Consider the following 14,887-nt stretch of genomic DNA (forward strand, 5'->3'; position numbering starts at 1 on the left):
TCACACAATCAAAAATTACTTTCACATAAAATAAAACATTGTTTCAATTTTATTGATTGCGTCAGGGATAAGCGTTAGACTTGCGCCATCATGATGACAGGGGCGGGCAATATCGCTCCCCCTGTATGGCAGCAAGCTGCGGACACTGGCGGGATTGCAACGCTATCCCCACTTTTGACAAGGGCCGCTGATGCCCTGAGTACTAAGGACAAGAGCATGATTCTCGATAATTTTTCATTGCAGGGTAAAGTGGCGATTGTGACCGGTTGTGACACCGGGCTGGGACAGGGGATGGCCATAGGGCTGGCTCAAGCGGGTTGTGATATCGTTGGCGTTAACGTGGTTGAGCCGGACGAAACCATTGCCAAAGTCACCGCACTGGGGCGTCGTTTCCTGAGCCTGAAAGCCGACCTGAGCAAGCTGGAAGTGCTGCCTGAGCTGCTGGAGCGCGCGGTGGCCGAATTCGGTCATATCGATATTCTGGTCAATAACGCGGGCATCATTCGCCGCCAGGATGCGCTGCAGTTTAGCGAAAAAGATTGGGATGACGTGATGAACCTGAACATCAAGACGGTGTTCTTCATGTCTCAGGCGGTGGCCCGCCAGTTTATTGCCCAAGGCACCGGCGGCAAGATCATCAATATCGCCTCCATGCTGTCTTACCAAGGGGGTATTCGTGTGCCGTCTTACACCGCGTCCAAGAGCGCCGTCATGGGGGTTACCCGTCTGTTGGCCAACGAATGGGCCAGCCACGGTATCAACGTGAACGCATTGGCTCCTGGCTATATGGCGACGAACAATACTCGCCAACTGCGCGACGATCAGGCTCGCAGCGAGGAAATCCTCGAGCGTATCCCGGCTGGCCGTTGGGGCCTGCCAGAAGATCTGATGGGGCCGGTGGTATTCCTGGCTTCACCGGCTTCGGATTACATCAATGGCTACACCGTAGCGGTAGATGGCGGTTGGTTGGCTCGCTAACTCGACAAAGAATAACCGATTGATTTTATTTGCGGAGAGCAAAAGATGAATATTGCACTGATGATGGAAAACAGCCAGGCGGGTAAAAATGCGCTGGTTCTCGAACAATTGCAGGCGGTTGCGGCTGGCAATCATGATGCGGTGTTCAACGTGGGTATGAGCGATGAGCAGGATCACCATCTGACCTATATCCACTTAGGGATTATGGCCAGCATTCTGTTGAACGCCGAAGCGGTCGACTTTGTGGTCACCGGCTGCGGTACCGGGCAGGGCGCCTTGATGTCACTTAACATCCATCCTGGCGTAGTGTGCGGTTACTGTATCGATCCTGCGGATGCTTTCCTGTTCGCTCAGATCAACAACGGTAATGCGCTGTCCCTGCCGTTTGCCAAAGGTTTTGGCTGGGGTGCAGAGTTGAACGTGCGCTATATCTTTGAGAAGGCCTTTACCGGGCGTAAAGGTGAAGGTTATCCGGTAGAGCGTAAGGAACCTCAGGTTCGTAACGCCGGTATCCTCAATCAGGTTAAGCAGGCGGTGATCAAAGACAACTACCTTGATACGCTGCGTGCCATCGATCCAGAGCTGGTGAAGACCGCCGTTAGCGGCCCTCGCTTCCAGGAATGCCTGTTCTCCAACGGCAAAAAGCCGGAGATTGTGGCGTTTGTCAAAGAACTGCTGGCTCGCGCCTGATGTTCTTCAGGTGGCCGAATATCGGCCACCTGTTTTACCCACCGCTTGTTGTATAACCCAGCTACGTTAAAATGGTTTCATATTCCGCACCGAAGGAAAGATTATGAAGCTGATGTTCGCCTCGGACCTGCATGGTTCGCTCTCCGCTACTGACAAAATCCTCGAACTGTTTGCTCAAAGCCAGGCCGACTGGTTGATACTTTTGGGTGATTTGCTCAATCACGGCCCGCGCAACGCCTTGCCAGATAACTATCAGCCCGCGCAGGTAGCCGAACGATTGAATCACGTTAGTGACAAAATCGTTGCCGTTCGCGGTAATTGCGACAGTGAAGTCGATCAGATGCTGCTCATCTTCCCGATGATGGCCCCTTACCAGCAGGTGCTATTAGCCAAAAGACGATTGTTTTTAACCCACGGGCACCTTTATCATCCCAACACATTACCGCCTTTAACGGGCGGAGACGTGCTGGTGTATGGCCATACGCATTTGCCCCAGGCACAAAGGCAAGGGGAGATCTACTGTTTTAATCCAGGCTCGGTCAGCATCCCGAAAGGGGGTTTTCCTGCCAGCTATGGCATACTGACAGACGACGTCTTGAGCGTGCTCGAGTTGCACAACGGCAAGGTTGTTGCAGAGGTGGCGTTAACGCACTAATTTTATAGTCCCGATAGCTTGAAAGTGGCAGCCATGGTTGTGGCTTGGCAGAGCAGGGGCACATACCAAAAATAATTGAAGCATAACCCGTGCGCGGCATGCATCGCGCCCAAAATAGAAGGTTTTACAGGATGGCGGAACAGGATCAGGCTGCAGATACCGAGTGGGTTGATATCGTCAACGAGCAAAACGAAGTGGTTGCTCAGTCCAGTCGTCAACAGATGCGTGCCCAGCGGCTGCGTCATCGTGCGACCTATATTGTGGTGCATGATGGCATGGGGAAAATTTTGGTGCAGCGGCGCACTGACACCAAAGATTTTTACCCGGGTTGGATGGATGCCACCGCAGGCGGAGTGGTACAAAGCGGGGAAAACGTGTTGGACTCTGCCCGCCGTGAGGCGGAAGAAGAGCTGGGTATTGCCGGGATCCCGTTTGCCGAACATGGTCTGTTCTACTTTGAAGAGGAACAGTGCCGTATTTGGGGAGCGTTGTTTAGCTGCGTGGCCAATGGTCCGTTTGCCCTGCAGGAAGAAGAAGTGGCTGAAGTGAGCTGGTTGACGCCAGAGGAGATCACCGCCCGCTGCGACGAGTTCACCCCCGATTCGCTGAAGGCATTATCGCTGTGGCTAACGCGTAATAACGGCCAGGACTACGGTAAGCCCCTGCCGCGCGAAAGCAGAGCCAGCTCTGGCGAGGAAGACGCCTGATTTAACGCACGGCCTTGCTGCTCTTAGAGCAGCAAGGCCGTCTATTATTCTCCCCAGTTAGACCCTCCCCACTTGCCAACCATCTGAAATCACAAATGTAACCATCAATGACGGTATTCATAGTTTCCCTCTTGGCCCAAATCAGCTGATCTTATCTACCTACAATTAGTTAACCTATCTCATCAAAATTTCTATCCTTGGCGCTACAAATGTGCATGGAATAAATATATATATTTATCAATGTTTTACATTTAATTTCCGTTTTGGTTTTGATAATTTTTGTTTTTAAATAAAAAAATCAAAACAACGTTTCTACTTTGGTCACACTTTTGCCATCCACTGAATGACGTTGGAAAAATTTCAGATATAATAATTTGAAATAGCGTTTCAGTTTGTTGGTTGGTAGATGCCGGAATCATCTGGGAGACCGAAAAATGGACTTAGCCTTCTGTAGCAAGCAACCCGACAGCATAGTGACAACGCGAGCATTGGCCGCTGATCACTGGCTGAGATTGGCCAGCGAACGTCTGAAAAAATTTATTGATTTATCACTACGGGGGGGATGCTGAACCTGGGCAGACTGCCCGGCTTTTCATTTCTATTGTTTAATCTTACTTAAATTTTACTTAACTAATTTCATTTCTTTTTCTATTTAAATGGCTATGGGTAACAACCATGAATGAAAACAGAATGCTGGGGTTAGCCTATATATCACCTTATATAATAGGGTTGATCATATTTACGGCGTTCCCCTTTGTGTCATCATTCTTGCTGAGCTTTACGGAATATGACCTGATGAATCCCCCGGTGTTTAACGGGGTGGAAAACTATCGTTATATGCTGATGGAAGACCATCTTTTTTGGAAATCGATGGGCGTCACCTTTGCATATGTGTTTCTGACCATCCCGTTAAAATTGGCATTTGCGTTAGGTATCGCTTTTGTCCTTAATTTTAAACTGCGCGGCATCGGCTTTTTCCGTACGGCGTATTACGTTCCTTCTATCCTGGGCAGCAGCGTGGCTATCGCCGTGTTGTGGCGTGCTCTGTTTGCCATCGACGGGCTACTAAACAGCTTTATCGGTGTCTTTGGGATGGATCCGATCAACTGGTTGGGCGAGCCTTCACTGGCATTAATGTCGGTCACGTTGCTGCGAGTATGGCAGTTCGGCTCTGCGATGGTGATCTTCCTGGCGGCGCTGCAAAACGTGCCACAGTCACAATATGAAGCGGCCATGATTGATGGTGCTTCCAAGTGGCAGATGTTTATGAAGGTCACGGTACCGCTGATCACGCCGGTGATTTTCTTCAACTTTATTATGCAGACCACGCAGGCGTTCCAAGAGTTTACTGCCCCGTATGTCATTACCGGCGGCGGGCCAACCCATTACACCTATCTGTTCTCACTGTATATCTACGATACCGCCTTTAAATATTTTGATATGGGTTACGGTGCCGCATTGGCGTGGATCCTGTTCCTGGTTGTGGCCTTGTTCGCCTCAATCGCCTTTAAATCATCGAAGTATTGGGTCTTCTACTCGGCAGACAAGGGTGGCAAAAATGGCTGACATGCAACAGAACCAATTACCCATGTCCAGTGCGCAGGAAATCGCTGAGCGTGAAGTTCAGCGCACATTGCGCCGGGAAAAAATCAGCGCCGCTATTCGTTACGTCGTGCTGCTGCTGGTGGGATTGTTGATGCTTTATCCGCTGGTGTGGATGTTCTCAGCCTCGTTTAAACCCAACCAGGAGATCTTCACTACCCTGGGCCTGTGGCCAGACAATGCGACCTCGGACGGTTTCGTTAACGGTTGGAAAACCGGCACGGAATATAACTTTGGTCATTACATGCTTAACACCTTTAAATTTGTGATCCCCAAGGTGTTATTAACCATTATCTCTTCGACCATTGTGGCCTACGGTTTTGCCCGCTTTGAGATCCCGTGGAAGAAATTCTGGTTTGCCACGCTGATCACCACCATGTTGCTGCCGAGCACGGTGTTACTGATCCCGCAATACATCATGTTCCGTGAAATGGGCATGCTGGACAGTTATCTGCCGCTCTATTTGCCGCTGGCATTTGCGACCCAAGGGTTCTTCGTCTTTATGTTGATCCAGTTCCTGCGCGGTGTGCCACGGGATATGGAAGAGGCGGCCCAGATTGATGGTTGCAACTCGTTCCAAGTGCTGTGGTATGTGGTGGTGCCGATCCTGAAACCGGCGATTATCTCCGTCGCTCTGTTCCAGTTTATGTGGTCGATGAATGACTTTATTGGCCCGTTGATCTACGTCTACAGCGTCGATAAGTACCCGATTGCGCTGGCGTTGAAAATGTCTATCGACGTGACAGAAGGTGCGCCGTGGAACGAAATCCTGGCTATGGCAAGCATCTCTATTCTGCCGTCCATCATCGTGTTCTTCCTGGCCCAACGCTACTTTGTGCAGGGCGTTACCAGCAGCGGAATTAAAGGTTAATTGAGGATCTATCATGGCTGAAGTCATTTTTAACAATCTGCAGAAAGTGTACAGCAACGGTTATAAGGCGGTACATGGCATCAATCTGACCATTGCCGATGGCGAGTTTATGGTGATTGTCGGCCCTTCTGGCTGTGCCAAATCGACCACGCTGCGGATGCTGGCAGGGCTGGAAACCATTAGCGGCGGTGAAGTGCGCATTGGCGACCGCGTGGTGAATAACCTGGCCCCTAAATCCCGTGGTATTGCCATGGTGTTCCAGAACTATGCGCTGTATCCGCATATGACGGTAAAAGATAACCTGGCGTTTGGTTTGAAGCTGAGCAAGCTGCCTAAAGAGCAGATTGAAGAGCAGGTTAACGAAGCCGCCAAGATCCTGGAGCTGGAAGAGCTGTTGGATCGTTTGCCACGCCAACTCTCTGGTGGGCAGGCGCAGCGTGTGGCCGTAGGCCGCGCAATTGTGAAAAAACCAGACGTGTTCCTGTTCGATGAACCGTTGTCTAACCTGGATGCCAAGCTGCGTGCTTCGATGCGTATCCGTATTTCCGATTTGCACAAGCAGCTGAAAAAGAGCGGCAAACCGGCGACCACTGTCTATGTTACCCACGATCAGACCGAAGCCATGACCATGGGCGACCGTATCTGCGTGATGAAGCTGGGCCATATCATGCAGGTGGATACGCCAGACAACCTATACCACTTCCCGAAAAACATGTTTGTCGCCGGCTTTATCGGGGCGCCAGAAATGAACATCAAGCCGAGCAAGCTGGTAGAGAAGGACGGCAAAATCGGCCTTACCGTCGGTAACTACACCTTGACCCTCAGCCAGTATCAGCAGGATAAGGTCGCCAGCTTTGTCGGGCAGGACGTGTTCTTTGGCGTGCGTCCCGAGTTTGTGTCGATTTCAGAGTCGCCGTTTGAGGGCAACCACTCCGAAGGGGAACTGGTCCGCGTCGAGAATATGGGCCATGAGTTCTTTGTTTACCTGAAGGTGAATGATTTTGAACTGACCTGCCGTATTCCTTCCGATGACGTCAAACCGATCCTGAAAAATGGGCTGCATCGTCCGGTTTACTTCAAATTCGATATGGATAAATGCCACATTTTTGATGCGAAAACAGAAAAGAATATTTCTCTTTAACAGGAGTGGTCAATAATGAAAAAAATAGTCTTACGTACTCTGGTAGCCTCATCCATGGCGATATTTGCCCATCAATCCTTTGCTGCAGAACAGGTTGATTTACGTATGTCCTGGTGGGGAGGCAATGGCCGCCATCAGGTTACGTTGAAAGCGATTGAAGCGTTCGAGAAGCAGAACCCGAATATCAAGGTGAAATCGGAATATACCGGCTGGGACGGTCACCTTTCACGCCTGACCACCCAAATCGCCGGGGGCACCGAGCCGGACGTGATGCAAACCAACTGGAACTGGCTGCCGATCTTTTCAAAAACCGGCACCGGATTCTATGACCTGAACAAGGTGAGTGAGTATCTGGATCTGACTCAGTTTGATCCCAAAGAGCTGCAAACCACCACGATTGACGGCAAGCTGAACGGCATTCCGATCTCAGTGACCGCACGCGTTTTCTATTATAACGATGTCACCTGGAAAGATGCGGGCGTGCAATATCCCAATAATTGGGATGAATTGCTCGCTGCCGGTAAAACCTTCAACGAAAAACTGGGCGACAAATATTATCCGGTGGTGTTGGAGCACCAGGATACTTTTGCGCTGTTACGCTCGTATATGATCCAGAAACATAACGTCGATATTATCGACGAGTCAAAGAAAAAGTTTGCTTACACCGAAGCGCAATGGGTCGATTTCTTCCAGATGTATAAAGACATGGTGGATAGCCACGTCATGCCGTCATCGAAATACTATGCCTCGTTCGGCAAAAGCAATATGTATGAGATGAAACCCTGGATTGCGGGGGAGTGGGGCGGAACCTATATGTGGAACTCCACCATCAACAAATATTCCGACAACCTGAAGGCACCGGCCAAGCTTGAACTGGGGCCATACCCGATGTTGCCTGGGGCCAAGGATGCCGGATTGTTCTTCAAACCGTCGCAAATGTTCTCGATTGGTAAAAGCAGCAAGCATCCAAAAGAAGCGGCAATGTTGATTAACTTCCTGTTAAACAGCAAGGAAGGGGTTGAGGCGCTGAAGCTGGAGCGTGGCGTACCGTTAAGCAAAGTGGCCGTCAGCCAGTTGCGTGAAAGTGGAGCGATCCAGGATAACGATCCGGCCGTTTCTGGCTTGAAACTGGCGTTATCACTGCCGCATGCCATCAGCGCTTCACCGTATTTTGACGACCCGCAGATCGTAGTGCTGTTCCAGGATGCCATTCAGAATATCGATTATGGTAAGAAAACGGTGCAGGAAGTGGCGGCAGATTTCCAGCGCCAGGGCGACCGTATTCTGAAACGCGCCATGAGATAAGGCTTATTTAAATAGCTGTTGGTCATAGTGATACAGCTGGGAGCTATGCAGAACGCCGACACGCCGTGAACCCGTCCCTGGGGGCTCGAATCGCGCATGCGCTCAACGGTCGGCTAACCTGCATAGCACCCATCTGTCAGAGGCTTAAGGTGGCGCGGTATTACAAACGGCTATTTATGTTGGGTAATCTTTATTCATCAAAAAAGATAAAGTTTGTTTTAAGTTATATGTTCGCTATTTCCGTTTTTGAGTAATAAGTATTTCAAAAAACACTACAACCCCCTTAATTAGAGTGGGGATGCTTTTCTATAATTAATGATAAGGGTAGTAATAATGAAATTTAAATTATTGACTCTGGTGTTAGCCTCTGCAGCAAACTTTAGTGCAATGGCCATGTCGCTTGATTTGCGCCATGAATGGCAGGATACAGCCAAAGGCGACCATAAAAATAGAATGCTGGTATCGCATCGTTTCGATAACGGCCTGGGATTCTCTCTGGAAGCAAAATGGCGTCAGGACTCTTCAGACTCGACGCCTGATAAACCTTTCCACGAGCAGGTCAGTAATGGCACAGAAGCTGTCGTCAGCTATCAGCATAAATTTGATGCGATCACCCTGCAGCCTGGATTCTCGCTAGAGTCCAATAGTAATAATAACGGTTATCGTCCTTATCTGCGTGCGCAGTATAACTTTACCAAAGACATTTATGTGGCGGGCAGATATCGCTACGAATATAAGCGCACCACCTCAAAAGGATCAGAGGGGGATGAGAAAACCAACCGTGGCGATTTTTGGTTAGGTTATAACTTCTACAAAGACTGGTCGGCCGAATATAACTACGTGTATAAGAGCAGCAACAAGGTTATTTTTGATGACGGCAAAACCGATTACGAACATAACGTCAAGCTGGCTTACAAGTGGGATAAAAACTGGAAGCCTTATGTTGAAGTGGGGAACGTGAAGCAAGATAGCCAACACGATAACCGCCAAACACGCTACCGTGTTGGGATAAACTATAGCTGGTAAGTGTAGTTGATTTACCGGGAACGCCGTCTTTTCTGCGGGTTCCCGGTATTATCGCGATTAACAGCTGCTACGACGGCACAGGGTTGAAGGGATCGACCCTTCGGGCTGCCAGGGTTGATCGTTCAAGCGCGCCAACAATGCCTTACCTGCCTGGATACCAATCTCCTTATGCGGCACGGTCATGGTCGTCAGCGGCGGCTGGCAGACCTGGCTGACCTCGCTGTTGCCAAACCCCACGATCGCCAACTGCTCCGGCACCTTGATCCGCCGCCGCTGGCATTCATACAGCGCGCCACAGGCCAGTTCATCAGACGCACAGACCAAGGCATCCAACTCCGGCCAGGCCAGTAAAAACTCCGGTAACTGCTGGGCGCCGAGGCTGAAGCTGGCGGGTTGTGCGGCATTAATCACCCGATGAGGGGACATGTGGTTTTGCAGTAGCGCTTTGTGCCAGCCTTGCAGATGCTGTTGGAAAATCCACTGTTCCTGATTGGCGCACAGCAGGCCAACATTCTGATACCCGCTGGCAATCACGGTTTGAGTGAGCTGATACATGGCGGCGACGTAATCGATGCCGATATTGATGTCGATCGGGTCGGTACGGATTGCTCCAATTTCCACTACCGGAATATTGGCTGCGGTTAATGCCTGACGGGTATTTTCAGAATGCTCAATGCTTAACAGCACCGCCGCAGCCAGGTTGTAAGAGAGCAGGGTTTCCAGCAACGTTTCTTCACGCTCGATATGATGTTGGGACTCGGCCAGCATGATCTGGTAACCCGCCGGTTGCAGTACCCGCTGTAACCCGGCAAACATATCCGCACAGCCGGACTCGGAAAAACTCGGCACCACCATGGCGATGGTATAAGAAGACGCCGAGGCTAACGAACTGGCCGCCAGGTTGGGGAGATAACCTAACTCACTGACCGCCGACTCAATTTTTTCTCTCAGCTTATCTGAAACCTGTTCCGGCGTGCGTAGCGCCCGCGAGACGGTCATGGTGCCCACGCCTGCCAATTGGGCTACGTCGGCCAGGGTAACCCGGCCGGTACTGCGTCGTTTTCTACCGATCGACATTGCTGATCCTGACTGAAATGCGCGCATAACGCATAAATGAGCTCATGGGGTGAAGTCCATCTGAGACTGCTGACAAACCCTCTCCGGGCTCACAACGTAGGGGCGCTGCATGCTGCGCCCATCTATACCCGTCGTCTTTCAAGCTTGTCGCCTAGCTGCAATGGGTTCAACATTCCCGCTTCTGCGCCCATTCTACCCCGTTCCTTTGGCGATCGATAAAAAAACTGAGCCGCCGAGTTTCATCCCCGATAGTTTTGATAGCGCTATCACAGATCTGGATGATGGATTTTTGGTAGCGCTATCTTTGTGCGATAAGTCACAGTTTAACCCCTGCACGTTGATTAAAGTTTTACCGTCGCCGGGCTTTTCCATGACGGCTACGTGCCATCAAACGATCCATAGCCAACAGATTTCGTCCCGTTTCGGTTCGGAAACTCTGGCGGTTTAAGGGAAAAACCCCATAAGGAGGAGATGTGCTCAACGACTGGTTGAACGCCGAACACATTCAACTGTGCGATCAGGTTACCGACTGGCAGGAGGCGGTCACGCTGAGTGCTCAGCCGCTACTGCAGCGTGGTGTGATCACCGCCGATTACCTGACGGCCATATTTCACCAACATCAGGCGCTGGGGCCCTATTACGTGTTGGCACCCGGTATCGCGATGCCCCATGCCAGGCCGGAGGAGGGCGCCAAAGCGCTTGGTCTTTCACTATTAAAGATCAATCAGGGCGTCCATTTTCAGTCCGAAGATAACGATCCGGTCTTCATCGTGGTGATGCTTTCCGCTCCGGATAGCAGTAGCCACATTGAAATGATCTCGCAGCTGGCCGAGTTATTTTCTGATAGCGAAGCCATGGAGAAACTGTTCCTGGCGCAAACCAAACGGCAAATTGAGGATGTTATCGCCAATTATTAATCTCTAACCGGTTATACCCGCAGTTTTTGATAATACTCAGCATCCGATAGATATCGGGTGACGCTATCCTACACATAAAATTTGGCAGGTAAGAATAATGAAAATCATGGCTATTTGTGGCTCAGGATTGGGCAGCAGTTTTATGGTGGAAATGAACATCAAGAAAGTGCTGAAAAAAATGAATATTGAGGCGGAGGTTGAACATTCCGATCTTTCCTCGGCAACGCCGGGTGCGGCAGATATCTTCGTGATGGCGAAAGATATTGCTGCTAGCGCCAGTGTGCCAGCCGACCAGTTAGTGGTGATCAGCAATATCATTGATATTAATGAGCTTGAAGCCAAGCTGCGTGCTTACTTCACAGCCCATTCCATTATTTAATCTAACCCATTGGCGAGGTGGATATGTTTATCCAGGAAACGCTCAGGTTTGTGGTTGATATATTAAAGGTCCCGGCGGTATTGGTCGGGGTGATTGCCTTGATTGGTCTATTGGCACAAAAGAAATCTTTTTCTGACGTGGTCAAAGGTACGGTTAAAACCATTCTGGGCTTTATTGTGTTGGGCGGTGGGGCGACGGTATTAGTCGGCTCACTGAATCCATTAGGCGGCATGTTTGAGCATGCGTTCAATATTCAGGGCATTATTCCCAATAACGAAGCCATTGTCTCTATCTCACTAGAGAAATACGGTGCCTCCACCGCGCTGATTATGGCGTTTGGCATGGTGGCCAACATCATCGTGGCCCGCTTTACCCGCTTGAAATACATCTTCCTAACCGGGCACCACACCTTCTACATGGCCTGTATGATCGGCATCATCCTTACCGTGGCCGGTTTTGAGGGCGTACAGCTGGTGTTCACCGGAGCGCTGACTCTGGGATTGGTGATGGCGTTCTTCCCGGCGATTGCCCAGCGCTATATGCGCCGCATTACCGGCAACGACGACATTGCCTTTGGCCATTTCGGCACCTTGGGCTATGTCCTTTCCGGCTGGATCGGTTCCAAGGTGGGGAAAAATTCGCGTTCCACCGAGGAGATGAACTTACCTAAAAACCTCAGCTTCCTGCGTGACAGCTCGATTTCCATCTCGATGACCATGATCGTGATCTACCTGATCCTGGCTATCTGCGCGGGCCAGGATTACGTCGAAAGCCAATTGAGTGGCGGGCAGAACTACCTGGTGTACTCGATTATTCAGGCGATCACTTTTGCCGCCGGGGTATTCATCATTCTGCAAGGGGTGCGTCTGATCCTGGCCGAGATCGTCCCGGCCTTTACCGGCTTCTCGGAAAAACTGGTCCCTAATGCCCGCCCGGCGCTGGACTGCCCGGTGGTCTATCCCTATGCCCCGAATGCGGTGTTGATTGGTTTCCTGTTCAGTTTCCTAGGTGGCCTGGCCGGTCTGTTCTTGCTCGGCCAAATGAAGATGGTGCTGATCCTGCCGGGCGTGGTGCCGCACTTCTTCACCGGGGCCACTGCCGGGGTGTTCGGCAATGCGACCGGTGGGCGGCGCGGTGCCATGCTGGGGGCATTTGCCAACGGCCTGTTGATTACCTTCCTGCCGGTGCTGTTGTTACCGGTACTGGGCGCGCTGGGTTTTGCCAACACCACCTTCTCCGATACGGACTTCGGCGTGGTGGGGATCGTGTTGGGCAATATGGCGCGCTTCCTGACTAAAGAAATGATCATGGTCGCGATCGTCGCCATCTTTGGCCTGCTGGTCGCGCATAACTTCCTGGGAAAACGCAAAGATGCCCCAGCCAGAAATAAGGAGGAAAGTTCATGAGCAACACCGTGACTGATTTGACGCAATTGGCCGGGGCGATCCGTCTGGAAACGCTGAAGGCACTCACTGGGCTGGGGTTTGGCCATTACGGCGGCTGTATGTCGGTGGTTGAAACGCTGGCGGTGTTATACGGCGAAGTGATGCGTATCGATCCGGGTGACCCGGATTGGCCTGAGCGCGATTATTTCGTGCTGTCGAAAGGCCATGCTGGTCCGGCGCTGTATAGCGTGCTGGCGCTTAAGGGCTATTTCCCCTTGGAGCAGTTGCAAACACTCAACCAGAATGGCACCCGGTTGCCGAGCCACCCAGATCGCTTGCTAACCCGTGGGGTGGATGCCACCACCGGATCGCTCGGGCAGGGGGTATCTATCGCTGCCGGTATGGCGCTTTCACACCAACTGGCAAAGCGCAGCAACCGGGTATTCTGCATCCTGGGGGATGGTGAATTGAACGAAGGCCAATGTTGGGAAGCGTTCCAGTTTATCGCCCACCACAATCTGCATAATCTGACGTTGTTTATTGATTACAACAAACAGCAACTGGACGGCACATTGGATGAGGTGATCAAACCCTTCGATCTGGCGGGTAAATTCCGCGCCTTTGGTTTTGAGGTACAGAGCGTTCGTGGGGATGACATTGCGGCGATCCGTGATGCCGTATTGCCGGAACGCAGTGGCGAGCAACGGCCATTGGTGGTGATCCTCGATAGCCTCAAGGGGCAGGGCGTGGCGTATCTGGAGAGCCTGAAAAACTCACACCATCTGCGCTTAACGCCAGATGTTCGTAGCGAAATCGAAAAGGCCATTGCCGAATTGGAGGCTGCCCATGTTTAACCTGGAAATGCCGTTGGAAAAAGACGCCGTAGAAATGCGCAAGGTGTACGCCAGCGTGATCCGCCAACAGGCCGAAGCCGATACGCCGGTGATTGCACTGGAAGCCGATCTGATGAGTTCGATGGCGATGGATGGCGTACATAAGGATCACCCTGAGCGGGTCATCAACTGCGGTATCATGGAGGCCAATGTGATTGGCGTGGCCGCCGGTTTGTCACTGACCGGACGAGTGCCATTTGTCCATACCTTCACCGCTTTTGCCAGCCGCCGCTGTTTCGATCAGCTGTTTATGTCGTTGGACTATCAGCGCAACAACGTCAAGGTGATCGCTTCCGATGCCGGGGTCAGCGCCTGCCATAACGGGGGCACGCATATGTCGTTTGAAGATATGGGGATCGTGCGGGGTCTGGCGCATTCGGTGGTGCTGGAGGTGACTGATGCCACCATGTTCCAGGATATTTTGCAGCAACTGGTGAAGTTGCAAGGCTTCTACTGGGTGCGAACCATCCGTAAGCAGGCGACACGTATTTATCCCGCAGGCTATCGTTTCACCATTGGCAAGGCTAATCTGTTGCGTGACGGCAGCGACATTACGCTGATCGCCAATGGCATTATGGTGACCGAAGCGTTACAGGCCGCGCAGGAACTGCAACAGCGTGGCATCAGCGCGGCGGTGATAGACATGTTTACGCTCAAGCCTATCGATCGTGAAATCATCAAAACCTTTGCGGCGAAAACCGGCAGGATCGTCACCTGCGAGAACCACAGCATTCATAACGGGCTTGGTTCGGCGGTGGCGGAGGTGCTGGTGGAGGAATGCCCGGTACCGATGCGGCGGGTGGGGGTGAAAGGCCGCTATGGGCAAGTGGGCACGCAGGAGTTCTTGCAGCAGGAATATGGCCTGACGGCGGCGCATATTGTGGCGGCTGCGGATGAGTTGTTGACCCCTCACCCCAACCCTCTCCCACAGGGAGAGGGAGCTGATAGCCCGTGTTCTGCTGGAAGTAAATAGGTAATATCAGCAAGCTAGCCCCAACCACCCCACAGGGAGAGGGAGCTGTTTGGCGGTACTTTGCTGGAAGTAAAGAGTTAATCTCAGCAAATTCGACCGCCTCCTCATCCAAGGTGAGCCACCGAATTTTCAGATCCACTCGATCGGTCCCCTCTCCCTGTGGGCTGTCTCTTATACACAACTCGGCATCTTACTGTTTTTTATGGGAATTATTTCAAGCGAATCAATAGGGCACTCGGAAAAATTCTCTTTAAAATCAGCCTGCTATGTTTCTCAAATTACGGCCAT

At 51.4% G+C, this 14,887-nt stretch carries 15 protein-coding genes and 1 pseudogene; 15 read left to right on the forward strand and 1 reads right to left on the reverse strand.

The annotated features are described in order from the left end of the window. Positions 1–216: 216 nt before the first annotated feature. The 9 genes from kduD (at position 217) to ACMV5I_RS12755 (ending at position 8,975) form a co-directional block, all read left to right on the forward strand. Entirely contained in the window at positions 217–978 is a 762-nt protein-coding gene (kduD, locus tag ACMV5I_RS12715; protein ID WP_046808386.1) for a 2-dehydro-3-deoxy-D-gluconate 5-dehydrogenase KduD, read from the forward strand. A gap of 45 nt (positions 979–1,023) precedes the next feature. Then, positions 1,024–1,668, forward strand: coding sequence for an RpiB/LacA/LacB family sugar-phosphate isomerase (locus ACMV5I_RS12720; protein ID WP_021178550.1), 645 nt, complete (start codon positions 1,024–1,026; stop codon positions 1,666–1,668). A gap of 103 nt (positions 1,669–1,771) precedes the next feature. Continuing rightward, complete coding sequence (yfcE, locus tag ACMV5I_RS12725) at positions 1,772–2,323, forward strand: phosphodiesterase (protein WP_174333774.1); 552 nt, start codon at positions 1,772–1,774, stop codon at positions 2,321–2,323. A gap of 131 nt (positions 2,324–2,454) precedes the next feature. Then, positions 2,455–3,030 (forward strand): NUDIX hydrolase YfcD, encoded by a 576-nt coding sequence (gene yfcD / locus ACMV5I_RS12730; RefSeq protein ID WP_202672344.1) that lies wholly within the window; start codon positions 2,455–2,457, stop codon positions 3,028–3,030. Between the two features lie 675 nt (positions 3,031–3,705). After that, positions 3,706–4,596, forward strand: a complete 891-nt coding sequence (locus ACMV5I_RS12735) for a carbohydrate ABC transporter permease (RefSeq protein ID WP_024485193.1) — start codon at positions 3,706–3,708, stop codon at positions 4,594–4,596. Next, positions 4,589–5,503, forward strand: a complete 915-nt coding sequence (locus ACMV5I_RS12740; protein ID WP_024485192.1) for a carbohydrate ABC transporter permease — start codon at positions 4,589–4,591, stop codon at positions 5,501–5,503. The genes ACMV5I_RS12735 and ACMV5I_RS12740 overlap by 8 nt, the downstream gene beginning before the upstream one ends. Before the next feature lie 13 nt (positions 5,504–5,516). Next, positions 5,517–6,644 (forward strand): ABC transporter ATP-binding protein, encoded by a 1,128-nt coding sequence (locus tag ACMV5I_RS12745; RefSeq protein WP_024530677.1) that lies wholly within the window; start codon positions 5,517–5,519, stop codon positions 6,642–6,644. A 15-nt stretch (positions 6,645–6,659) separates the two neighbouring features. Next, positions 6,660–7,949, forward strand: coding sequence for an ABC transporter substrate-binding protein (locus ACMV5I_RS12750; protein ID WP_261260950.1), 1,290 nt, complete (start codon positions 6,660–6,662; stop codon positions 7,947–7,949). 333 nt (positions 7,950–8,282) lie between these two features. Further along, the gene (locus ACMV5I_RS12755) at positions 8,283–8,975 is read left to right on the forward strand and encodes an oligogalacturonate-specific porin KdgM family protein (RefSeq protein ID WP_414824498.1); all 693 of its coding nucleotides are present in this window, start codon (positions 8,283–8,285) and stop codon (positions 8,973–8,975) included. A 57-nt stretch (positions 8,976–9,032) separates the two neighbouring features. On the opposite strand, the gene ACMV5I_RS12760 is transcribed toward ACMV5I_RS12755, so the two are convergent. Then, complete coding sequence (locus ACMV5I_RS12760) at positions 9,033–10,052, reverse strand: LacI family DNA-binding transcriptional regulator (RefSeq protein WP_046808384.1); 1,020 nt, start codon at positions 10,050–10,052, stop codon at positions 9,033–9,035. 109 nt (positions 10,053–10,161) lie between these two features. Here ACMV5I_RS12760 and ACMV5I_RS12765 point away from each other — a divergent pair, with 109 nt between their 5' ends. The 6 genes and pseudogenes from ACMV5I_RS12765 to ACMV5I_RS12790 form a co-directional block, all read left to right on the forward strand. Continuing rightward, positions 10,162–10,500 carry a hypothetical protein gene (locus ACMV5I_RS12765; protein ID WP_261287808.1) on the forward strand — a complete coding sequence of 113 codons (339 nt, stop codon included), beginning with the start codon at positions 10,162–10,164 and terminating at the stop codon, positions 10,498–10,500. A gap of 25 nt (positions 10,501–10,525) precedes the next feature. After that, positions 10,526–10,969, forward strand: a complete 444-nt coding sequence (locus ACMV5I_RS12770) for a PTS sugar transporter subunit IIA (RefSeq protein ID WP_414824499.1) — start codon at positions 10,526–10,528, stop codon at positions 10,967–10,969. 97 nt (positions 10,970–11,066) lie between these two features. Continuing rightward, entirely contained in the window at positions 11,067–11,348 is a 282-nt protein-coding gene (locus ACMV5I_RS12775) for a PTS sugar transporter subunit IIB (RefSeq protein ID WP_021178540.1), read from the forward strand. A gap of 23 nt (positions 11,349–11,371) precedes the next feature. Then, positions 11,372–12,754: a PTS ascorbate transporter subunit IIC gene (locus tag ACMV5I_RS12780; protein WP_121607388.1), complete on the forward strand. Its 1,383-nt coding sequence runs from the start codon at positions 11,372–11,374 to the stop codon at positions 12,752–12,754. Further along, positions 12,751–13,587 (forward strand): transketolase, encoded by an 837-nt coding sequence (locus ACMV5I_RS12785; protein ID WP_414824500.1) that lies wholly within the window; start codon positions 12,751–12,753, stop codon positions 13,585–13,587. The genes ACMV5I_RS12780 and ACMV5I_RS12785 overlap by 4 nt, the downstream gene beginning before the upstream one ends. Beyond that, positions 13,580–14,530 (forward strand): annotated as a pseudogene (locus tag ACMV5I_RS12790) (transketolase family protein); the annotation flags it as partial. The gene ACMV5I_RS12785 and the pseudogene ACMV5I_RS12790, both read left to right, overlap by 8 nt. Between the last annotated feature and the right edge of the window lie 357 nt (positions 14,531–14,887).

Source organism: Serratia sp. T13T92 (assembly GCF_047530105.1).
GTDB lineage: Bacteria > Pseudomonadota > Gammaproteobacteria > Enterobacterales > Enterobacteriaceae > Chania > Chania fonticola.

Excerpts from the sequence above, each read along its gene's own strand:
- kduD (WP_046808386.1), top strand. The coding sequence starts at position 217 with ATGATTCTCGATAATTTTTCATTGCAGGGTAAAGTGGCGATTGTGACC.
- ACMV5I_RS12720 (WP_021178550.1), top strand. The coding sequence starts at position 1,024 with ATGAATATTGCACTGATGATGGAAAACAGCCAGGCGGGTAAAAATGCG.
- yfcE (WP_174333774.1), top strand. The coding sequence starts at position 1,772 with ATGAAGCTGATGTTCGCCTCGGACCTGCATGGTTCGCTCTCCGCTACT.
- yfcD (WP_202672344.1), top strand. The coding sequence starts at position 2,455 with ATGGCGGAACAGGATCAGGCTGCAGATACCGAGTGGGTTGATATCGTC.
- ACMV5I_RS12735 (WP_024485193.1), top strand. The coding sequence starts at position 3,706 with ATGAATGAAAACAGAATGCTGGGGTTAGCCTATATATCACCTTATATA.
- ACMV5I_RS12740 (WP_024485192.1), top strand. The coding sequence starts at position 4,589 with ATGGCTGACATGCAACAGAACCAATTACCCATGTCCAGTGCGCAGGAA.
- ACMV5I_RS12745 (WP_024530677.1), top strand. The coding sequence starts at position 5,517 with ATGGCTGAAGTCATTTTTAACAATCTGCAGAAAGTGTACAGCAACGGT.
- ACMV5I_RS12750 (WP_261260950.1), top strand. The coding sequence starts at position 6,660 with ATGAAAAAAATAGTCTTACGTACTCTGGTAGCCTCATCCATGGCGATA.
- ACMV5I_RS12755 (WP_414824498.1), top strand. The coding sequence starts at position 8,283 with ATGAAATTTAAATTATTGACTCTGGTGTTAGCCTCTGCAGCAAACTTT.
- ACMV5I_RS12760 (WP_046808384.1), bottom strand. The coding sequence starts at position 10,052 with ATGTCGATCGGTAGAAAACGACGCAGTACCGGCCGGGTTACCCTGGCC.
- ACMV5I_RS12765 (WP_261287808.1), top strand. The coding sequence starts at position 10,162 with ATGCTGCGCCCATCTATACCCGTCGTCTTTCAAGCTTGTCGCCTAGCT.
- ACMV5I_RS12775 (WP_021178540.1), top strand. The coding sequence starts at position 11,067 with ATGAAAATCATGGCTATTTGTGGCTCAGGATTGGGCAGCAGTTTTATG.
- ACMV5I_RS12780 (WP_121607388.1), top strand. The coding sequence starts at position 11,372 with ATGTTTATCCAGGAAACGCTCAGGTTTGTGGTTGATATATTAAAGGTC.
- ACMV5I_RS12785 (WP_414824500.1), top strand. The coding sequence starts at position 12,751 with ATGAGCAACACCGTGACTGATTTGACGCAATTGGCCGGGGCGATCCGT.